Below are 19,829 nucleotides of genomic sequence, written 5' to 3' on the forward strand. Positions count from 1 at the left end.
GGCTCAGTCCCTCGCCTCGTGCTGTTCTTCGGTGGCCGGCCGTTCCAGCGCATCCAGCCGGCCCCTGAGCTCAGCGAGCTGTTGTTCCAGCTGCTGCAGGTGTGCCGGATCCACCTTGGGCGTGGTACTGAAACCCCAGCCGCGATCCTCGCGGTAGAGGGTCGCCCAGATCCACAGGAACGGCCAGATCACATGCAGGGTGAACAGGCTGACCCAGCCCGCGACATGAATGGCGTCCTGATGCGGATGCTTGCGGTGCACCGCGATTTCGTAGGGAATGTCGTGGATCGCGATGACGCCGTAGAACAGCACCACGGCGGCGAAGATCAGTACGCCCAAGGCGAAGTAGTCCAGCAGCATGCGGCCCCCCAAGATCATCTGTTCTGACGTCAGTCTGCGCGGCGCCGCCCGACTGACTGGCGGCGCCACTCGATGGCGCTAACGCCCGGCCTTGAGCTGCTCGATGGATTGGCGCATGTCACTGGCCCATACGTCGATCACCGGCTTGACGTTGTCGACGCTCAGAACCTGTTCGTCGTTTTCCAGGCTCAGGCCGGTCCCCTTGCGCACGACCTGGGCGACGACGCGGCTGTTCTGCGCATCGATCACCGCTGCCTCGACGGCGATCTCCACCTCTTGGTCGCGGGTGCCGGCCGCGGTGCTGGCAGCGGCCACGACCAGCGCGATGGGGATGACTTCATAGGGTTGCAGGCCTTCGGTGGATGCCGACACGGCGGTGATGGCCGGACGCAGCACCAGAGTGCCGGCAGAGGGTGAGTCGGTGAGCGGCATGACCTTGCTCAGCTCTCGGCGCAGCGCCGAATCGAAGTAGTTGGTGATGCCCTGCAGCGTTTCCTGGGACAGGCGGGCGCTGGGCTGCGGCCGTGGGTGGAACTGGCTGGGCTCGAGGTACAGCTGGTTGTAACGGGAAATCTGCAGATCCGGATCGACCCAGCGCGCCACTTTCGCTCCAGAGGGTGACTGCTGTTCGCTCAGGCGGCTGTAGTCCTGCAAGAAGCCCGAGTATTGCTCGGGCGCCACCATTGTGCTGGAACAGGCGGCAGTTCCCATGAGCGCCGCCAATATCGACATACCAAAGAGCTTTCGCATGCTAGTCCCCAGAACGAATTACCTCATCGGCAGCACCCGCCGTGCTGGCAGAATGCCGACTCCTTCAGGAGTGTAGTCGAGAAAAGAGCATTAACCGGGCTGGCGAAAGAGTCTCGGATACCTGCCGCATTGCCCCGGCATAGAGCGCCGTCAGTGCAAAGCCGGAGCGCCTTCCAGATTGTGCAGGCGCAGGCTCAGCTGCAGGCGCAGGCCGGGTTCCTCGCACAGCAGCAGGGCGTGTTCGACATCGAAGCGTTCCCCCTGCGGACAGCCCAGGCGCTGGTAGATGTCGGCGCGCGCCAGGTGGTCGGCCAGGCTCGGCGGGCCGATCTGCAGGACCCGCTCGGCGTCCTTGAGCGCGGCCAGTTCGTCGTCCTGCTGCAGGTGCAGCAGGCGCAGGTTGCGTGACAGGCGCTGCAGCATGGCGCGCGCGTCGGCGCGCTGCAGGTGCGCGGCGCTGAGTTCGACATCGGGGCCGAGGTGACGGTAGAGCAGTTCGCGGCAGTCGCGGGTATACAGGCGGCGGCCGCCGCAGGGGTCGAGCAGGTGATCGGCGCCGGGCACGCGCAAAAGGAAATGCCCGGGGAAATTCACGCCCTCCAGCGGGATGTCCTGGCGTCGGGCCAGTTCCAGGGCGATCAGCGCCAATAGTAGCGGCTGCCCGCGACGACGGCGCAGCACCTCGTGGAGCAGCGCATGGCGTGGCCGGGTCACGCCTTCGTCGTCCTCCTGATAGTCCAGCTCGGCTAGTCGGCGCAGCAGCGGCTGGGCCAGTTCGCGCGGGGGCAGGGCGGGCAGTCCGGCGCCGACCTGCAGGTGCAGGCCGTGCAGGTCGCCGAGCATCTGCGCCGGCTGCACCTGCGCATCGTGTTCGGCGGCGACCCACAAGGCGGCCTCGAACGGCGCGGGCGGGTCGCGTTGCAGGCACTGCAGGCAGGCTTGGCGTGGGGTCATCGCTATCTCCCGTGGCTTCCGCTCTTGTAGCCCTTGGCCCGGTCCTCGTCCAGTGCCGCTCGCCGATGCCGCGAGCAGCGTGGCACCGGCCACCTATACTTGGTCCCAAACGTCAGACCGGGAGCTCGCCCCATGTTCGACATGATGGAAGCCGCCCGCCTCGAGGCCCTGCACCTGGCGCAGGATCCGGCTACTGGCCTCAAGGCCGTCATCGCCATCCACAACACCCGTCTCGGCCCGGCCCTCGGCGGTTGCCGCTACCTGGCCTACCCCGACGAGCAGAGCGCCATCCGCGACGCCATCCGCCTGGCCCAGGGCATGAGCTACAAGGCCGCCCTGGCCGGTATCGAGCATGGCGGCGGCAAGGCGGTGATCATCCGCCCGCCGCACCTGGCCAACCGAGCGGCGCTGTTCGAGGCCTTCGGCCGCTTCATCGAGACGCTGAACGGGCGCTACATCACGGCGATGGACAGCGGTACCTCCAGCGTCGACATGGATTGCATCGCCCAGCACACCCGCCACGTCACCAGCACCACCAGCGAGGGCGACCCGTCGCCGCACACGGCGCTCGGGGTGTTCGCCGGGATTAGGGCCACCGCCCAGGCGCGCCTCGGCAGCGACGATCTGGAGGGCCTGCGCATCGCCATCCAGGGCCTGGGCAACGTCGGCTTCGCTCTGGCCGAGGAGCTGCATGCGGCCGGTGCCGAGCTGCTGGTCAGCGACCTCGACGGCGGCCGGGTACAGCTGGCGGTGGAGCAGCTCGGCGCGCACCCGATCGCCAGCGAGGCGCTGCTCACCACGCCGTGCGACATCCTCGCGCCCTGCGGCCTGGGCGGCGTGCTCAACGCGCAGACGGTCGGCCAGCTGCGCTGCGCCGCGGTGGCCGGGGCGGCGAACAACCAGTTGGCCAGCCCGGAGATCGCTGACGAGCTGGAGGCGCGCGGCATCCTCTATGCGCCGGACTACGTGCTCAACGCCGGCGGGCTGATCTACGTCGCGCTGCGCCATCGCGGCGAGGAACTGGCGGCGATCACCGCTCACCTGGCGCAGATCAGCCTGCGTCTGACCGAGATCTACGCTCACGCCCAGGCCGACAAGCGCTCCCCGGCGCGGGTCGCCGACAGCCTGGCCGAGCGCCTGCTCTACGGGCCCTGACAGCCCGCGGCGCGCCGCGCCCATCCGCGCGGCGGCGCCTGCGCCCACGGGCCACCAGCCCGGCGCGCGAAGGTGTCCACAAGATACCGAGGAGATTGCCATGCCCGATCAAGTGAAACTGCTGCATACCCGCTATCTCGCCGCCGACGGTGCGCCCTGCGCCGAGCTGCCGGCCTGGTGCGACGACGTCGACCTGTTGCTCCGCCTGTACCGACAGATGCTGCTGACCCGCCTGTTCGACCAGAAGGCGGTGGCGCTGCAGCGCACCGGGCGCATCGGCACCTACGCGCCAACCATCGGCCAGGAGGCGATAGGCGTGGCCATCGGCGCGCTGATGCGCTCCGACGACGTGCTGGTGCCTTATTACCGCGATACCGCGGTGCAGGTGATGCGCGGCGTGCGCATGGAGGAGATCCTGCTGTACTGGGGCGGCGACGAACGCGGCAGCGCCTATGTCGACCCGGCGGTGGCCGAGGACTTTCCGCTCTGCGTGCCGATCGCCACCCAGGCCCTGCATGCCTGCGGCGTGGCGACCGCGTTCAAGATCCGCGGCCAGCACCGCGTCGCCGTCACCACCTGCGGCGACGGCGCCACCAGCAAGGGCGATTTCCTCGAGGCGCTCAACGTCGCCGGCGCCTGGCAGCTGCCGGTGGTGTTCGTGGTCAACAACAACCAGTGGGCCATCTCGGTGCCGCGGCGCATCCAGTGCGGCGCGCCGACCCTGGCGCAGAAGGCGATCGGCGCCGGCTTCCCCGGCGAGCAGGTCGACGGCAACGACGTGCTGGCGGTCTACGACCGGGTGCAGGCGGCGCTGGAGCGGGCGCGCCAGGGCAAGGGCCCGACCCTGATCGAATGCCTGAGCTACCGCCTGGGCGATCACACCACCGCCGACGACGCGACCCGCTACCGCCCGGCCGAGGAGGTCAAGCAGGCCTGGCAGGAGGAACCGGTGGCGCGCCTGCAGGCCTTCCTGGTGCGCCAGGGCATCTGGAATCCGCAACGCGAACAGGCTCTGGTCGGCGAATGCCAGGCCGAGGTGCAGCAGGCTGTGGAAGCCTTCGAGGCGACGCCCATGCCGGCGGCCGAGGATGCGCTGGAATATGTCTACGCCCAATGGCCGCAGGCCCTGGCCGAGCAGCGCGAATGGCTGCGTGAGCGTGCCGAGCGGCGGGAGGCTGGTCATGAATGAGAAATCAGCCATGAGCGAAAAGAAGGTCAGCCTGCTGGAGGCAGTCAACCTGGCCCTGCACCGGGCCATGGCCGAGGACGACGACGTGGTGGTGCTCGGCGAGGACATCGGCGTCAACGGAGGGGTGTTCCGCGCCACCGCCGGGCTGCGCGAGGCGTTCGGCTTCAAGCGGGTGATCGACACGCCGCTGGCCGAGACCATGATCGCCGGGCTCAGCGTTGGCATGGCGGCGCAGGGGCTCAAGCCGGTGATGGAGATCCAGTTCATGGGGTTCATCTATCCGGCCCTGGATCACCTGATCTGCCACGCCAGCCGCCTGCGCAACCGCACTCGCGGTCGCCTCAGCTGCCCCATGGTGCTGCGTACTCCGATGGGCGCCGGGATTCGCGCGCCGGAGCACCACAGCGAGAGCACTGAGGCGCTGCTGGCGCATATTCCCGGGTTGCGCGTGGTCATCCCCTCGTCGCCGGCGCGCGCCTACGGCCTGCTGCTGGCAGCCATCGACGACCCCGATCCGGTGGTGTTTCTCGAACCGACCCGGCTGTACCGGATGAACCCGCAACCGCTGGCCGACGACGGCAAGCGCCTGCCGCTGGACAGCTGCTTCACCCTGCGCGAGGGCGGCGACCTGACCCTGGTCAGCTGGGGCGCGAGCGTGCACGAGACGCTGCAGGCCGCCGATCGGCTGGCCGAGCGCGGCGTCGCCGCCGAGGTGATCGACGTCGCCTGCGTCAAGCCGCTGGATCTCGACACGCTGGAAGCCTCGGTGCGCAAGACCGGACGCTGCGTGATCGTCCACGAGGCGCCGAAGAGCTGCGCGGTCGGCGCGGAGATCGCCGCCAGCCTGTACGAGCGCGCGCTGCTGGATCTGCAGGCGCCGATCCAGCGGGTTACCGCGCCGGATATTCCGCCGCCGCTGTATCGCCTGGAACAGCTGTACATCCCCGGCGTGGCGGACATCCTCGCCGCCTGCGAAACGGTGCTGGAGTACGCCTGAATCAGTGATACGCGCGGCGCCGCTACGGGTTGGGTGCCGCGTGGGGTGCGCCGTGCGCACCGGCAGAATCGACGGGAGAACGCACGATGAAATACTTCAAACTGCCCGATCTGGGCGAGGGCCTGCAGGAAGCCGAGATCGTCGAGTGGCACGTCAAGGCCGGCGACGAGGTCAAGGCCGATCAGTTGCTGGTGTCGGTGGAAACCGCCAAGGCCATAGTGGATATCCCGGCGCCCTACGACGGGGTGCTGGTCAAGACCTTCGGCAAGGAGGGCGACATCCTGCATGTCGGCGAGCCGCTGGCGGCCTACGAAGGCGAAGCCGACGCCGGCACCGTGGTCGGCCGCCTGGAGGGTGGTGGCGAGGCCGGTGCGGACAGCTTCTTCGTCGGCGCTGCGCCGAGCACCCGCGAGCACCTGGCGCCTCGGGCGACGCCGGCGGTGCGGCAGCTGGCGCGGCAGCTCGGCGTCGACCTGGGCGCCATGCAGGGCAGCGGCGCCGATGGCCTGATCACCCGCGCCGATGTCGAGGGCGCCAGCCAGGGCGCGCGCGAGCGCTTCGGCGGCGAGAAACTGCGCGGCGTACGGCGCAGCATGGCGCTGAACATGGCCCGCGCGCATGCCGAGGTGGTGCCGGTGGTGATAGTCGGCGACGCCGACCTGCACCGCTGGCGCGAGGCGCGCGACCCGCTGGTGCGCATCGCCCAGGCCATCGCCGTGGCCTGCGAGGCCGAGCCGGTGCTCAACAGCTGGTTCGATGGCAAGGGTCTGTCGATCAAGCGCCATGCCCAGCTCGACCTAGGCATAGCCGTGGACACCCCCGACGGCCTGTTCGTGCCGGTGCTGCGCAACGTCGGCGCGCGCAGCGCCGAGGATCTGAAAGAGGGCGTGGCACGCCTGCGCGCCGACGTGCGTGCGCGCTCCATTCCGCCGCAGGAGATGATGGGCGCGACCCTGACCCTGTCCAACTTCGGCACATTGTTCGGCCGCTACGCCAACCCTGTGGTGGTGCCGCCGCAGGTGGCGATCATCGGCGCCGGCGGCATCCGCGACGAGCCGGTGGCGGTCGATGGTCAGGTGGTGGTGCACCCCATCCTGCCGCTGTCGCTGACCTTCGACCACCGCGCCGTCACCGGTGGCGAGGCGGCGCGCTTTCTCAAGGCGCTGGTCGAGGCGCTGCAGCAGCCGGAGTGATGGTCTCGGCCAAGAGACCCTAGCCCGAATGCGATCCGGGAGCGGCAGGCTCGGCATCCCGGTGCCGTTCGCCGTTTTGCGGTGAACGGCACCGGGGTGCTGCTCAGCTTTTGGGTGCGAAGCGAAACACCAGTGCCAGGCCCAGCAGGATGGCCGCCATGCCGGCCGTGGCGCTGGGCGACAGCAGGTTGCCCAGCAGCAGGTAGTCGAGCAGGGCGGTGACCAGCGGCACCAGGTAGAACAGGCTGGTGACGTTGACCAGATTGCCGGCGCGGATCAGCCGGTACAGCAACAGCTGCGCGCCCACCGAGATCACCAGGCCCATCCACAGCAGCGGCAGGAGCAGCCCGACATCGAACTGCACCCGCCACTCCTGGGTCGGCAGCAGCGCCAGGCTGGCCAGCAGGCACAGGCCGTACTGCAGCGGCAGGGCGCGTATGGGCGCTTGGTGCAGCCCCTTCTGAGCGATGGCGCCGAGCGTGATGCAGACCAGCGCGGCGAGCGCCAGCAGTACGCCGGCCAGTGGCAGCGAGGCGTGCAGCAGGCTGTCGCCAACGATCAGCGCCAGGCCGAGCAGGGCCAGCAGCAGACCGGTCAGGCGCAACGGCGAGGCGCGCCGCTCCAGCAGCATCAGGGTAAGGATCGGCTGTATGCCGAGCAGGGTGGCGAGCACACCGGGGGTGATGCCGCTGTCCAGCGCCAGCAGGTAGCACAGGCTGTAGCCGCCGATCATCAGCAACCCGGCCCTGGCCGTGGGCCAGCGCAGGCCGCGTTCGGGCAGCCAGGTGCCCGAGTATGCGGCGATCAGCGCCAGCGCCAGGCAGGCGAGGGCAAAGCGCAGGATGAGAAAGGCGAAGGGTGAGGCGTGATCAAGACCCAGGCGGGCGAAGATCGCGCCGCCGGACCAGAGCAGCACGAACAGTGCCGTCGAGCCGCAAGCGGCCAGGGACGTGGTATCGAAACGCATGGTGAAGTACCTGTCGAAACATCCGCATGAGCTCCGTGCGCGCAGACGCGCCTCGGTCAGACCGATGACAAACGGAGCGGAATGGTTGCGGGGATGGCCCGCTTAGACGCTGGCCGGCGGGGGAGGAGGGGTGCCGGCGCGGCAGACAGGTGGAGGCGCGCAAAGTAGAGCCACAGCGCTGCGCGAGGCGGCGTTGGAAGCGTGGAGATTGCGCGTAAGGGAAGTCATCGAAATAGGCTTCGGTATGACGGGAAAGGCTGCAGGCTAGCTCGGCTCCGGGAGTCGGTCAACCGCCGCCGAACTCGCCCTGATAGCACACCGGCGAGCTGGGCGCGGCATGCCGCTCCAGCTCGTCTTCGAGAAACTCCGCCAGTACCCGGGCGTTGTTGTGCGCCTCGTCGCGGGCGGCATAGAGCAGGGTCAGGGGGCCGCTCACGGCCCAGTGCAGCAGCTGCTGCCAGTGTTCGGGATGGCCGGCCAGCTCCTGCAGGTAGGCGCGGCGAAACTCGTCGAAGGCGCCGGTCCTATGGCCGAAGGCCTTGCGCAGTGCGGTGGAAGGCGCCACCTCAGGCAGCCAGGCGTCCAGCTGCACGGCGTCCTTGGCCAGGCCGCGTGGCCACAGACGGTCGACCAGCACGCGGCGGCCATCCTCCGCAGTGGCTTCGAGGTAAACCCGCTTGTACTGGATCATCCGGCACCTCCTTGCACAGAGCCTAGCCCATGGCCCTGCGGCAACGCCGCACTTGGCGCCTTGGCGGCACTGGATTAGCGTGGCGGGCGAGGAGAAATGCCATGGACTACTTCATCATCGTCGTCACCACGGCCGCCGGGCTGTATTTCCACTGGTGGCTGTTCCGCCGCATCCGCCAATGGAGCGATCGCGATCTGGCGCTATCACTGGCCGCAGGCGATGTGCCCATGCGTCAGTACATGCTCGAGCAATTGGCCCGCGCTCGGCAGGAAGGTGTCCCTCGACGCGATCTGCCAGCCTGGCTGGAGCGCGCAGCGGCGCAGTACCGGGCAGCCGATACCGGCAGGGCCGGCGACCCGTCGTAGGACGCGCCGATGGCTGAACGGCGGTCCCGTTCTCCGCAGGTCATCCGCGCAAGGGCACGCGACAGGTCATAACGGGGCCGCCGATCATCCCGCTGCGTGCGGAACTCCGTGCTTTTCCATCGCCGTGGTTTGTCCGGCGGTGGGTGCCAGTGGGGGCAAGGCGATGCCATGTCCTCCCGCTGAGGCGGCTTTATCCGCGAACACTGCAGCCCTGGCCGGCATCCGCAAAAAAGCCCCGCCACCCGGATGGGCGACGGGGCCAGGGGGAGAGCGTCACGCGCTGGCGGCGTTGTCGTCGAGCTCATCGAGGGCATCGGGCTGGCTCTTGAAGGCCTTGGCGAAGATCTCGCGATTCTTGGCCATGAAGATGCCCAGCTCCTCGCCCTGTTCCTCGCTAAGCGAGGGCACCGCCTTGTGCAGCACCTGGCTCAGGCGTTCGGCCAGCTCCAGCATCTTGTCATGGCGGTCGGCTTCGGCCTTATCCATAAACAAGCGCTCCGGGTCCCGGCTGCTGCGGTACACCACTTCGACGGCCATTCATCACCTCGTCTGCCTTCATGTGTGTCGGTTACTGGTTGTTTGTACAGTGATTGCGAGCATAAAGAACTCGCCGCCATTTGGCCAGCGGCGAGTTCACCGGTGCCGGCAACCCCCTGCGGCAATCTGCGCCTGTGCCTTTGCGCCGAGCGCCGGCATCATCTGCCGATTGGCGTTTGACGCATGACCGCTGGGGCGGGCCTCCATCTCGGAAGCCCGGGCGTTGTGCCGGAACGATGGAGAATGACGCGATGAAGTGGGCGGAACGTCTGCGCGAAGACATGCACGGCCTGGCCGAGTCCCTGGGCAACCTGCTGATGGAGGCCTTCCACTACCTGGCGTTGTTCGCCATCGGTGCGATCACCGCCTGGGCGGCGGTGCTGACCTTCCTCGGCATGCTGGACAAGGGCCAGATCACGGTCGACGACATCCTGCTGCTGTTCATCTACCTGGAGCTGGCGGCGATGGTGGGGATCTACTTCAAGACCAACCATATGCCGATCCGCTTCATGATCTACGTGGCGATCACCGCGTTGACCCGCCTGATGATTTCGGACATCTCGCACAACCACAAACCGGACTGGGGCGTGGTGATGATCTCCGGCGCGATCCTGCTGCTGGCCATGGCGATTCTCGTGGTGCGCTTCGCCTCGGCCCGCTATCCGGCGGTGGTGGCACCCGGAGCGCGGGGCAGGGTGCGCAACCGCGCCGATGCCGAGGCCGAGCGCGACGACACCACCGATTGAGCCTCGGCTATTTCACCCGCAGCTCGCAATCGAAGGTGCGGGCCGGCGCCACCGCGGTTTCCCAGGGCCGCTGGTAGGTCAGCAGCAGGCGGCCCTCGCCCGCCTCGCGCGCCTGGAAACGCCAGGTGGACTGGCCGGCGGCGCCCACCAGGCCGGCGTCTTCGGGGTTGCTGTAGACCTCGGGGCCGAGGCTGTGCAGCAAGGCTGGGGCTGCGTCGCGCAGTATCCAGCGAAAGCCCGTGGTGGGATTGCTGGGCAGGCTGAGGATCAGTTGCTGGCCCTGGTCCAGCGTCAGCGGGCACTGCGCGTCCTCGCTCAGGTGCAGGCTGCTCGGCTGGTGCGCGCAGGCGGCGAGCAGGGCCAGGCCGGCGAGGGGCAGCAGGCGGTGGGCGGCGATCATGGCGGACTCCTGTCGAGCGAAACGCGCCCAGCATAGCCGTACTGCGCATGGCTGGCGATCCGTAGGGTGGATCACGCTTCACCGATCCACCATGGCGCCGCGATGGTGGATGCAAAGAGCGTCAGCCACCCTACAGGCTGCCGTGCGAGGCGCACGCCGCTTTTACTCGAACAACACCCTGGCCACATCGGCGTAGCGCCTGGCGAAGTGCACGGTCAGGCCCTGCTTGAGGTAGTCCGGCAGTTCCTCGTAGCTGCCGCGGTTGGCTTCCGGCAGGATCAGCTCGTTGATCTTCTGCCGGCGCGCGGCGATCACCTTCTCGCGCACGCCGCCGATTGGCAGTACCTGGCCGGTCAGGGTCAGTTCGCCGGTCATGGCCACACCTTTTTTCGGCGCCTGGTTGCGTGCCAGCGACAGCAGCGCGCTGGCCATGGTGATGCCGGCGCTGGGGCCGTCCTTGGGCGTGGCGCCTTCCGGCACGTGCAGGTGGACGAAGGCCTGGTCGAAGAAGCTCGGGTCGCCGCCGTACTGCTTCAGATGCGAGCTGACGTAGCTGTAGGCGATCTCCGCCGACTCCTTCATCACGTCGCCGAGTTGGCCGGTGAGCTTGAAGCCGCGATTGAGGGTGTGGATGCGCGTCGCCTCAATCGGCAGGGTGGCGCCGCCCAGACTGGTCCAGGCCAGGCCGGTGATCACGCCGATGCCCGAGAGCAGCTGTTCGTTGCGGAACACCGGCATGCCCAGGGCCTCTTCCAGATCCTTGCTGCCGATGCGGATCTTCGCCTCGGGATTGTCCAGCAGCTTGACCACCGCCTTGCGCACCAGCTTGCCGAGTTGCTTCTCCAGCTGGCGCACGCCGGCTTCGCGGGCATAGCCTTCGATCACCGCGCGCAGCGCCGCATCGCTGATGCCCAGGCGCGCCTTGGGGACGCCGGCCTTGGCCAGCTGCTTGGGCCACAGGTGGCGCTTGGCGATGGCCAGCTTCTCCTCGGTGATATAGCCGGACAGGCGGATCACCTCCATGCGGTCGAGCAGTGGTCCGGGAATCGAGTCGAGGGTGTTGGCGGTGCAGACGAACAGCACCTTGGACAGGTCCAGGCGCAGGTCCAGGTAGTGGTCGAGGAACTCGACGTTCTGCTCCGGATCGAGGGTTTCCAGCAGCGCCGAGGCCGGATCGCCCTGGTAGCTGGCGCCCATCTTGTCGATCTCGTCGAGCATGATCACCGGGTTCATCACCTCGGCTTCCTTCAGCGCCTGCACCAGCTTGCCGGGCATGGCGCCGATATAGGTGCGGCGGTGGCCCTTGATCTCCGCCTCGTCGCGCATGCCGCCGACACTGAAGCGGTAGAAGGGCCGGCCGAGGGACTCGGCGATGGACTTGCCGATGCTGGTCTTGCCGACCCCGGGCGGGCCGACCAGCAACACGATGCTGCCGGCGATCTCGCCCTTGAAGGCGCCTACGGCGAGGAACTCGGTGATGCGCGTCTTGATGTCGTCCATGCCGGCGTGGTGCTTGTCGAGTACCTTGCGCGCGTGGGCCAGATCGAGCTTGTCCTTGCCATAGACGCCCCAGGGCAGGTTGGTGGCCCAGTCCAGGTAGTTGCGGGTGACGGCGTATTCCGGCGAGCCGGTCTCGAGGATGGCCAGCTTGTTCAGCTCCTCGTCGATGCGCTTGCGCGCCTGCTCGGGCAGGGTCTTGCCCTCCAGGCGGGCGCGGAACTCGTCGGCGTCGGCGCTACGGTCGTCCTTGACGATGCCCAGCTCCTGCTGGATCACCTTGAGTTGCTCCTTGAGGAAGAACTCGCGCTGGCGCTCGCCGATCTTGCGATTGACCTCGGCCGACAGCTCGCTCTGCAGGCGTGCCACCTCGACTTCCTTGCGCAGCAGCGGCAGCACCTTCTCCATGCGCCTGAGCATCGGCACGGTATCCAGCACCTCCTGCAGCTCGGCGCCCGATGCCGTGGTGATGGCCGCGGCGAAGTCGGTGAGCGGGGCGGGATCGTTGGGGCTGAAGCGGTTCAGGTAGTTCTTCAACTCCTCGCTGTACAGCGGGTTGAGCGGCAGCAGTTCCTTGATCGCATTGATCAGCGCCATGCCGTAGGCCTTGACCTCGTCGCGCGGGTCGGCCGGGCTGCGCGGATATTCCACCTCGGCCAGGTACGGTGGCTTGCGGCTGAGCCAGCCGCGGATGCGCACGCGGGCCAGGCCCTGGGCGACGAACTGCAGCTTGCCGCCTTCCTCGCTGGCGTGGTGTACGCGCACCAGGGTGCCATGCTCGGGCAGGCTGTCGAGGTCCAGGGCGCCGTGCTCGCCGGGCGGGGCGTCGACGTAGAACACCGCCAGGCACTGGTGCTCGGTGTTGCCGACCCGCTCCAGGGTCTTGCCCCAGGGGTCCTGGTTGACGATCACCGGCAGCACCTGCGCCGGGAAGAACGGGCGGTTGTGGATGGGAATGACGTAGAGCTTGTCCGGCAGGCGCATGGCCGGCAGCACCAGCCCGGTACCCTGCGCCTGGGCGCCGTCTTCGACTGCTTCTGGATTGCTGTCCTGATCGTTCATGGAGCACCTTTGCTTGCACGTTGAGTGCTACATGGGGCGGTGCTCCGGATTTTTCAACGGCCGCTTTCGGCCGCAGTTCAGGCCAGGGTGAGGCGAATGCCTTGCAGGCGCTGCTCGATCAGTGGAGTGAGCAGGGCGAAGCAGTCGGCGGGGGCCAGGCGCACCTGCGGCGCGTCGATCAGCTCCTGGCGCAGGCGCTCGAGCAGTGGCTGCAGGGGTTGGTCCAGCTCCCGCTCGTCGAGACGCGCGCAGAGCGAACGCATCTGTGTCTGCAGGCCGGGCGGGCAGCGCGAGTAGTTCGCCGCGCGCACCGCGAGACCGCGCAGGCGGGCGAGATCCTCGAGGGCACGGCAGGCTTCGCCGAGGCCGCGAATGGCCGGATGCCGTTGCTGGTAGAGGCGATCCTCGAGCTGCTCGATGACCTCCAGCAGCGCGTCGATCAGCCGGCTGTGCGCCTCGAAATCGGCAGGCTTGCGCCGCAGCAGCGGCCAGTGCTGCTGTAGCGCCGGCAGTTGCAGGCTGGCGCCGGGCCAGTTCAGCCACAGCTCGTCGAGCTGGCGAGCCAGGGCATTGCGCTGGCTGACGCTGGCGATGTCCTGCTGGGCGCCTAGGCCGCGGTGTTTCTGCAACGCCTGCAACAGCTCCAGGCAGCGTTGCAGGGTCCGGCTCTGCAGCTTGCCCAGGGCCAGGCCATGACGGCGTTCGGCGCGCTGACTGAGGTACTGGCCGAGCGTGAGCAGGGCGACGGCCAGGCTCAGGGCGATAAGGAGTTGCAGATTCATGGGGGCCTCGCTTGGTTGGATCCGCTGGCTGAGCCATGTCGATCGTCCTTCGACCGAGCAAATCTCCTGCCAGTTGTCCGCGAGCCTCGGATCGCCTGAGGTCGACCACTGCACCAGGGGGTGGAGCGTGCCCTCTAATGGCGCCGGTTGCGACTTCATTACCCCAATCTGGTGCGCTGCATGTAAAAGGTGCAACCCGCCCATTTGTCGCGGGTTGCGGCGTTTTCATCAATAAAAGAGTAAAGTGCAACCCTTGTTTCGTGCCGACAATCTTTCGCCATGCTGCAAGCCCGAGTGATTCGCCTGGATGAACAGGCTCATGTCCATGCCCACGACCATCACCAGCTGGTGATGTCCCTGGTCGGCCGCGCCGAATTCGAGGTCGGCGGCCGCGGCGGCGAAGTCTGCCGCATGCGCGCCTGCCTGGTGCCGGGCGACGCCGCCCACCAGTTCGCCGGCATGGGTGACAACCGTATGCTGATCCTCGACCTGGACGAGCAGGACACCCCCAGCGAAGACCTGGAGCTGCTCCATCGCCTGTTCGAGGCCCCGCGCTACCCTGCGCTGGACGCCGATTTCCAGCACCTGCTGAGCTATGCCGGCGCGGAGCTCGAGCGCTTCGGCAGTGACTCGATCCTGGCACGCTCCCTCGGTGGCGTGCTGTTGCGCGCGCTGCACCTGCGCCTGTTCGGCGAACAGCGGCGCCAGCCGCAGGGGGCGCTGGACCTGCAACGCCTCGATAGCTATATCGACGAGCACCTGGCGCGACGCATCAGCGTCGCCGAGCTGGCCCAGGTGATGTGCCTGAGCCCCAGCCACTTCCACGCCCAGTTCAAGGACAGCGTCGGCCTCACCCCGCACCAGTATCTGCTCAAGACCCGCCTCGACCGTGCCGCGCGGATGCTGCGCGAAAGCAAGCTGCCGCTGGTGCGGATCGCCGAGGAGTGTGGTTTCTCCAGCCAGAGCGCACTGACCACGGCGATGCGCCGTTACCTGGGGCTGACGCCCAAGCGCCTGCGCACCGCCTAGGGTGCGCCGGGCGTACCACCTTCCCGTGCTTTGTAGCCCGGTTGCAACCCGGGGATTACTTGCGCAACTGCACGTTGCGTCGGGTGGGGCGGGCGGCGCTCCGCTTCAGCCCCGCATGCCCGGCGCCGCAGATTTCCTGCGCCCTGCGAGGCATCCCCTTTACCGTCACTCCGCGCAGGCGGGAGCCCAGTTACTGCGAGGCTCCTGGGTTCCCGCCTGCGCGGGAATGACGATCATCTAGGGGCAGGTGCTCAGGCGTAGTTCTGCGGGCTGAGCTTGCGCTCGATCAGCTCGATGAGGATGTGCAGCACCTTGATATGCAGCTCCTGCACGCGGTCGGCGTAGTCGCCGCCGGGGGCGCAGATGCACACGTCGGCCAGGCTCTCCAGCAGCGAGCCGGGTTTGCCGGTCAGGGCGATCACCTTCACGCCCAGGGCCTTGGCCGCTTCGGCGGCCTTGACCACGTTGGGGCTCTTGCCGCTGGTGCTGATGGCGACCAGCACGTCGCCGGCGCGGCCATGGGACTCGATATAGCGCGAGAAGATATGGTCGTAGCCGAAGTCGTTGGCCACGCAGCTGATATGGCTGGGGTCGCTGATCGACACCGCGGCGATGCCGGGGCGGTTGTTGCGGTAGCGCCCTGTCAGCTCCTCGGCAAAATGCATGGCGTCGCACATCGAGCCGCCATTACCGCAGGAGAACGCCTTGCCCCTGGCCTCGAAGCTCTCGATCAGCAGTTCGGCCGCCTTCTCGATATTGCCCAGGGTCTGCTCGTTGGCGAGGAAGGCCTGCAGCGCGCGCTGGGCTTCCTGCAGGCTGTTGCGGATATGTTCGATCATCGCGGGGCTCGCTCTCAGGGCAGTTCGGGGCTTGAGTAGAAGGCGGTCAGCACCTTGAGCAAATGATCCAGGTCATGGCTGCCGGCCAGTTCGCGAATCGAGTGCATGGCGAAGGTGGGCAGGCCGATGTCGACGGTGCGCACGCCGAGCTGGCTGGCGGTCAGCGGGCCGATGGTGGAGCCGCAGCCCATGTCGCTGCGCACCACGAAGCTCTGCACCGGCACCTCGTTCTCCAGGCACAGGTGGCGGAAGAAGCCGGCGGTCTCGCTGTTGGTGGCGTAGCGCTGGTTGCTGTTGATCTTGATCACCGGGCCGGCGTTGAGCTTCGGCCCGTGGTTGCCGTCGTGCTTGTCGGCGTAGTTGGGGTGCACGCCGTGGGCGTTGTCGGCCGACACCAGCAGCGAACGCTGGATGGTGCGGACGAAGGCGTCGCCTTCCGGCAGCACGCGGCGCAGCACCTGCTCGAGGAAGGGGCCGTCGGCGCCGCAGGCCGAGCAGGAGCCGACCTCCTCGTGGTCGGTGCAGACCAGCACGCAGGTTTCCTCGTCGCCGGAGTCGATCAGCGCCTGCAGGCCGGCGTAGCAGGACAGCAGGTTGTCCAGGCGCGCACCGGCGATGAAGTCCTGGTTGAGTCCGACGATGGCGGCGCTCTGGGTGTCGTAGAAACTCAGCTCGTAATCCAGCACCGCATCGGGGTTGAAGTCGTGCTCCATGGCCAGCTGTTCGGCGAGCAGGGCGCGGAAATCGGCGGTCTCGCTGCTCGCCAGCTGGGCGAGAATCGGCGGCAACTCGTTCTGCGCGTTGATCGCCCAGCCCTGGTTGGCCTCGCGGTTGAGGTGGATGGCCAGGCTGGGGATCACGGCGATCGGCTGGTAGAAATCGATCAGCTGGCTCTCGACCCTGCCGTCGCGGCGGTAGGTCACGCGGCCGGCCAGCGACAGGTCGCGGTCGAACCAGGGGGCGAGCAGGGCGCCGCCGTAGACCTCCACGCCGAGCTGGAAGAAGCCCTGGCGCTGCAGTTCCGGGTTGGGCTTGACGCGCAGGCAGGGGCTGTCGGTATGCGCGCCGACCAGGCGAATGCCGCCGTCGACGGCCGGGCGCTTGCCGAGCTTGAAGGCGATCAGCGAGGAGTCGTTGCGGGTCACGTAGTAGCGGCCACCGGCTTCGGTGTGCCAGGGCGCGCGCTCGTCGAGGTGACGATAACCGGCCGCCTCCAGGCGCATGGCCAGGCTGGTGGTGGCATGAAACGGGGTAGGCGAGGCGTTGAGAAAGTCGATCAGGCCTTGATTCAGTTCTTCGCGCATAGGGACTCCGGACAACGATGGCGCGAGTTTACCCAATTTGCCTGCTGCTGTGCCGGCTGCGCGCTCGCCCGGGACGATAGTCAACGTCTATCGCGCACGCCTGCTGCGCCTTGAAGCACCTCTTGGCAATATGCGGAGTGCTTGTAGGAGCCGCGCCCCGCGGCGAAGGCGGTCGGCCTGGCAATCTGGAGTCCGGAAAGCTTCGCCCCGGGGCGGGGCTCCTACGTGAGCCGATATCAGCCACAGTATTGCGGTGGCCTGTTCGCGGGCGCTACGGGCAGTCGGTGTTCTGGGTCGCCCTGGAGGCGTCCTGCGCTCGTGTTCAGAACGGCGCCGGGCACTCGAAGCGCAGGCGTTCGCCAGTTTGCGGGTGGGTCAGGGCCAGCATGCTGGCATGCAGGCACAGGCGCTGATGGGCGGCCAGGGCCTGCTGGTGGGCATACAGGCGGTCGCCCAGCAGCGGATGGCCGATGGACAGCATATGCACGCGCAACTGGTGCGAGCGGCCGGTGATGGGGGTGAGTTCGACTCGGCACCAGTCGCCGCAGCGCTCGAGCACGCGCCAATGGGTCAAGGCGTGCTTGCCCAGCTCATGGTCGACCACGTGGCGCGGCTTGGTCGGCGGGTCGTAGCGCAGCGGCAGGTCGATGCTGCCGCTGTCGGCTTCGGGCTGGCCCCAGCACAGCGCGGTGTAGGCCTTTTCGGTTTCGCGGTCGTGGAACTGGCGCGACAGCTCGCGGTGGCTGTCGGCGTCGCGGGCCAGGACGATGATGCCGGAGGTTTCCCAATCCAGGCGATGGACGATGCGCGCCTCGGGGTAGCCGTTGTCCTGCAGGCGGGTGACCAGGCAATCCTTGTTGTCCTCGGCGCGCCCGGGTACCGAGAGCAGCAGGGTGGGCTTGTTGATCACCAGCAGGGCGGCGTCCTGGTGGAGTATTTCGATCTGGCTCAGCGGCATGGGGCTTCCAGCAAATGCAATCGGCGACCGAGGTCGCCGATTCCGTGCAAGGGGTCTTCGATGTAGGAGCCGGCTTGCTGGCGATCCGGTACTGATCGCCAGCAAGCCGGCTCCTACCAAGGGCGGATCAGCGATCCGGCAGAGTGATATTGAGCTCCAGGATCGAGCAGCTGCCCTGGTTCTCCAGGGCGACCTGGACCTGATCCGAGTCGATATTGACGTACTTGCGGATCACTTCAACCAGTTCCTGCTGTAGCGCCGGCAGATAGTCCGGCTGGCTGCGCTGACCGCGTTCGTGGGCGACGATGATTTGCAGACGCTCTTTCGCAATCGACGCCGGGGTTTCCTTTTTGCGTTCGCGAAAGAAGTCGAAAATATTCATTAGCGAGCTCCGAATAAGCGTTGCATGAGTCCTTTCTTCTGCACGTCGAGGAAGCGATGCGGCACTTCCTTGCCGAGCAGGCGTTCGACCGCGTCGCTGTACGCCTGGCCGGCGTCGCTCTGCTCGTCGAGGATCACCGGCACGCCCTGATTGGAGGCCTTGAGCACCGCCTGCGACTCGGGAATCACGCCGAGCAGGCGGATGGCGAGGATTTCCTCGACGTCCTCGACGCCGAGCATCTCGCCCTTGGTCACGCGCTCGGGGTTGTAGCGGGTCAGCAGCAGGTGTTCCTTGATCGGCTCCTCGCCCTTCTCGGCGCGGCGTGACTTGCTCGCCAGCAGGCCGAGCATGCGATCGGAGTCGCGCACCGAGGAAACTTCCGGGTTGGTCACGACGATCGCCTCGTCGGCGAAGTACATCGCCAGGTGCGCGCCCTTCTCGATGCCGGCCGGCGAGTCGCAGACCACGTAGTCGAAGTTCTGCGACAGCTCGCCGATCACCTTCTCCACGCCATCCTGGGTCAGCGCGTCCTTGTCGCGGGTCTGGCTGGCGGCCAGCACGAACAGGTTCTCGATGCGCTTGTCCTTGATCAGCGCCTGGGTCAGGGTGGCTTCGCCGTTGACCACGTTGACGAAGTCGTACACCACGCGGCGTTCGCAGCCCATGATCAGGTCGAGGTTACGCAGGCCGACGTCGAAGTCGACGATGACGGTTTTGTGCCCGCGCAGGGCGAGGCCGGTACCGATGGCAGCGCTGGTGGTGGTTTTACCGACGCCACCCTTGCCGGAAGTAACTACGAGGATTTTGGCCAAGGTGATTCACCCCAAGAAATGAAGAAAAAGCGGGAATCCGTAGGCTTCTATCGGGCTTCCGGATGCCTTTTGGTGTCCCTGAAAATTGGCCGCAGTATCCGTTAAAGGCGGGTGATGTTCAACACGTCACCCGACAGGCTGACATGCACCGCCTCGCCCCACAGCGGGTCGCGGCGCAGGTCTTCGGCGACCTTGTAATGACCGGCGATCGACAGCATTTCGGCGCCCATTTGTTGGCAGAAAATCCTTGCCTTGCCGTTGCCCTTGACGCCGGCCAGGGCGCGGCCGCGCATAGGCGCGTAAACATGGATGTTGCCGTCGGCGAGAAGTTCCGCCCCGGCGCTGACCGGGGCCAGGACGATCAGGTCGCTGCCCTGGGCGTAGACCTGCTGGCCGCCGCGCACCGGGCTGGTGATGATCCTGCTCGGCTTGTGTTCGGGTTCGGCCGGCTTCTCGACCTTCTTCGGTGCCGGGTCGAGCGGTCGTTCGCGCGCGCCGGAGGGCGGCAGCACCGGCAGGTCCATGGCCTCGGCGGCGGCGATATCGGCCTCGCGGCTGGCGCGGATGGCCAGGGTGCGCAGGCCGTGGCGGCGGCACAGGGCCATCAGCTCGGCCAGGTCCAGTTCGCCTTCGCCCTCCGGCAGTTTGTCCAGGGCCAGCACCAGCGGGGTGTTGCTGAAGAAGGCCGGGGCCTGGGCGACCTTTTCCGCGAGCTGCGCGTCGAGGCGGGCCAGGTCGTTGTGCGCCAGCTCCATCACGGTGATGGCGAGCATGCTGCCCTTGAGCTGGAACACGGGGTCTTGGGCGAGGAGGTCGGCTTGGCTCATGGGAGGGCGATGGGCCTTGTGGCGAGTCGGAAA

The 19,829-nt window shown here is 67.5% G+C and carries 22 protein-coding genes; 7 read left to right on the forward strand and 15 right to left on the reverse strand.

Annotated elements, in window-relative coordinates; all coding sequences use genetic code 11:
* Nucleotides 1-3 precede the first annotated feature (3 nt).
* The 3 genes from ACUTAF_RS03210 to ACUTAF_RS03220 all read right to left on the reverse strand — a co-directional run bounded on the left by ACUTAF_RS03210 (nt 4) and on the right by ACUTAF_RS03220 (nt 2,064).
* Nucleotides 4-357: a DUF3302 domain-containing protein gene (locus ACUTAF_RS03210; protein ID WP_445582393.1), complete on the reverse strand. Its 354-nt coding sequence runs from the start codon at nt 355-357 to the stop codon at nt 4-6.
* A gap of 81 nt (nt 358-438) precedes the next feature.
* Nucleotides 439-1,071 (reverse strand): DUF3313 domain-containing protein, encoded by a 633-nt coding sequence (locus ACUTAF_RS03215; protein WP_445578615.1) that lies wholly within the window; start codon nt 1,069-1,071, stop codon nt 439-441.
* 189 nt (nt 1,072-1,260) lie between these two features.
* Nucleotides 1,261-2,064: a SirB1 family protein gene (locus tag ACUTAF_RS03220; RefSeq protein WP_445578616.1), complete on the reverse strand. Its 804-nt coding sequence runs from the start codon at nt 2,062-2,064 to the stop codon at nt 1,261-1,263.
* Nucleotides 2,065-2,196: 132 nt separating this feature from the next.
* Between ACUTAF_RS03220 and ACUTAF_RS03225 the strand changes: the two genes are divergently transcribed.
* The 4 genes from ACUTAF_RS03225 to ACUTAF_RS03240 all read left to right on the forward strand — a co-directional run bounded on the left by ACUTAF_RS03225 (nt 2,197) and on the right by ACUTAF_RS03240 (nt 6,598).
* On the forward strand, nt 2,197-3,219 hold the full coding sequence (locus tag ACUTAF_RS03225; protein WP_445578617.1) for a Leu/Phe/Val dehydrogenase: 1,023 nt from the start codon (nt 2,197-2,199) through the stop codon (nt 3,217-3,219).
* A 100-nt stretch (nt 3,220-3,319) separates the two neighbouring features.
* Nucleotides 3,320-4,408 carry a pyruvate dehydrogenase (acetyl-transferring) E1 component subunit alpha gene (pdhA, locus tag ACUTAF_RS03230; protein ID WP_445578618.1) on the forward strand — a complete coding sequence of 363 codons (1,089 nt, stop codon included), beginning with the start codon at nt 3,320-3,322 and terminating at the stop codon, nt 4,406-4,408.
* A gap of 10 nt (nt 4,409-4,418) precedes the next feature.
* Entirely contained in the window at nt 4,419-5,405 is a 987-nt protein-coding gene (locus tag ACUTAF_RS03235; RefSeq protein WP_445582394.1) for an alpha-ketoacid dehydrogenase subunit beta, read from the forward strand.
* An 86-nt stretch (nt 5,406-5,491) separates the two neighbouring features.
* A complete protein-coding gene (locus tag ACUTAF_RS03240; RefSeq protein WP_445578619.1) occupies nt 5,492-6,598 on the forward strand; it encodes a dihydrolipoamide acetyltransferase family protein in 1,107 nt (368 codons plus the stop codon).
* A gap of 103 nt (nt 6,599-6,701) precedes the next feature.
* On the opposite strand, the gene ACUTAF_RS03245 is transcribed toward ACUTAF_RS03240, so the two are convergent.
* Nucleotides 6,702-7,565: an EamA family transporter gene (locus ACUTAF_RS03245; RefSeq protein WP_445578620.1), complete on the reverse strand. Its 864-nt coding sequence runs from the start codon at nt 7,563-7,565 to the stop codon at nt 6,702-6,704.
* 286 nt (nt 7,566-7,851) lie between these two features.
* Entirely contained in the window at nt 7,852-8,256 is a 405-nt protein-coding gene (locus ACUTAF_RS03250; RefSeq protein WP_445578621.1) for a DUF488 domain-containing protein, read from the reverse strand.
* A gap of 101 nt (nt 8,257-8,357) precedes the next feature.
* Here ACUTAF_RS03250 and ACUTAF_RS03255 point away from each other — a divergent pair, with 101 nt between their 5' ends.
* Nucleotides 8,358-8,621: a hypothetical protein gene (locus tag ACUTAF_RS03255; protein ID WP_445578622.1), complete on the forward strand. Its 264-nt coding sequence runs from the start codon at nt 8,358-8,360 to the stop codon at nt 8,619-8,621.
* Between the two features lie 273 nt (nt 8,622-8,894).
* On the opposite strand, the gene ACUTAF_RS03260 is transcribed toward ACUTAF_RS03255, so the two are convergent.
* Nucleotides 8,895-9,158 (reverse strand): YebG family protein, encoded by a 264-nt coding sequence (locus ACUTAF_RS03260; RefSeq protein WP_445578623.1) that lies wholly within the window; start codon nt 9,156-9,158, stop codon nt 8,895-8,897.
* 251 nt (nt 9,159-9,409) lie between these two features.
* On the opposite strand from ACUTAF_RS03260, the gene ACUTAF_RS03265 reads away from it, so the two are divergent.
* Entirely contained in the window at nt 9,410-9,904 is a 495-nt protein-coding gene (locus ACUTAF_RS03265; RefSeq protein ID WP_445578624.1) for a phosphate-starvation-inducible protein PsiE, read from the forward strand.
* Between the two features lie 7 nt (nt 9,905-9,911).
* On the opposite strand, the gene ACUTAF_RS03270 is transcribed toward ACUTAF_RS03265, so the two are convergent.
* The 3 genes from ACUTAF_RS03270 to ACUTAF_RS03280 all read right to left on the reverse strand — a co-directional run bounded on the left by ACUTAF_RS03270 (nt 9,912) and on the right by ACUTAF_RS03280 (nt 13,645).
* Nucleotides 9,912-10,304, reverse strand: a complete 393-nt coding sequence (locus ACUTAF_RS03270; RefSeq protein ID WP_445578625.1) for a protease inhibitor I42 family protein — start codon at nt 10,302-10,304, stop codon at nt 9,912-9,914.
* A 162-nt stretch (nt 10,305-10,466) separates the two neighbouring features.
* Nucleotides 10,467-12,863 carry an endopeptidase La gene (gene lon, locus ACUTAF_RS03275; RefSeq protein WP_445578626.1) on the reverse strand — a complete coding sequence of 799 codons (2,397 nt, stop codon included), beginning with the start codon at nt 12,861-12,863 and terminating at the stop codon, nt 10,467-10,469.
* A gap of 77 nt (nt 12,864-12,940) precedes the next feature.
* Nucleotides 12,941-13,645 (reverse strand): hypothetical protein, encoded by a 705-nt coding sequence (locus ACUTAF_RS03280; RefSeq protein WP_445578627.1) that lies wholly within the window; start codon nt 13,643-13,645, stop codon nt 12,941-12,943.
* Nucleotides 13,646-13,924: 279 nt separating this feature from the next.
* On the opposite strand from ACUTAF_RS03280, the gene ACUTAF_RS03285 reads away from it, so the two are divergent.
* A complete protein-coding gene (locus tag ACUTAF_RS03285; protein ID WP_445578628.1) occupies nt 13,925-14,674 on the forward strand; it encodes a helix-turn-helix domain-containing protein in 750 nt (249 codons plus the stop codon).
* A gap of 251 nt (nt 14,675-14,925) precedes the next feature.
* Here ACUTAF_RS03285 and lpcA read toward each other — a convergent pair whose 3' ends face one another.
* From lpcA to minC, 6 genes are all read right to left on the reverse strand, one after another.
* Nucleotides 14,926-15,513 carry a D-sedoheptulose 7-phosphate isomerase gene (lpcA, locus tag ACUTAF_RS03290; protein ID WP_445578629.1) on the reverse strand — a complete coding sequence of 196 codons (588 nt, stop codon included), beginning with the start codon at nt 15,511-15,513 and terminating at the stop codon, nt 14,926-14,928.
* A gap of 14 nt (nt 15,514-15,527) precedes the next feature.
* Nucleotides 15,528-16,817 (reverse strand): M18 family aminopeptidase, encoded by a 1,290-nt coding sequence (locus tag ACUTAF_RS03295; RefSeq protein ID WP_445578630.1) that lies wholly within the window; start codon nt 16,815-16,817, stop codon nt 15,528-15,530.
* A 322-nt stretch (nt 16,818-17,139) separates the two neighbouring features.
* On the reverse strand, nt 17,140-17,775 hold the full coding sequence (locus tag ACUTAF_RS03300) for an RluA family pseudouridine synthase (RefSeq protein ID WP_445578631.1): 636 nt from the start codon (nt 17,773-17,775) through the stop codon (nt 17,140-17,142).
* A 127-nt stretch (nt 17,776-17,902) separates the two neighbouring features.
* On the reverse strand, nt 17,903-18,157 hold the full coding sequence (gene minE / locus ACUTAF_RS03305; RefSeq protein ID WP_021443221.1) for a cell division topological specificity factor MinE: 255 nt from the start codon (nt 18,155-18,157) through the stop codon (nt 17,903-17,905).
* Nucleotides 18,157-18,969: a septum site-determining protein MinD gene (minD, locus tag ACUTAF_RS03310; RefSeq protein WP_445578632.1), complete on the reverse strand. Its 813-nt coding sequence runs from the start codon at nt 18,967-18,969 to the stop codon at nt 18,157-18,159. The genes minE and minD overlap by 1 nt, the downstream gene beginning before the upstream one ends.
* 101 nt (nt 18,970-19,070) lie before the next feature.
* Nucleotides 19,071-19,796, reverse strand: a complete 726-nt coding sequence (minC, locus tag ACUTAF_RS03315; RefSeq protein WP_445578633.1) for a septum site-determining protein MinC — start codon at nt 19,794-19,796, stop codon at nt 19,071-19,073.
* Nucleotides 19,797-19,829: the final 33 nt, after the last annotated feature.

The organism is Pseudomonas sp. SP16.1, from assembly GCF_052682975.1.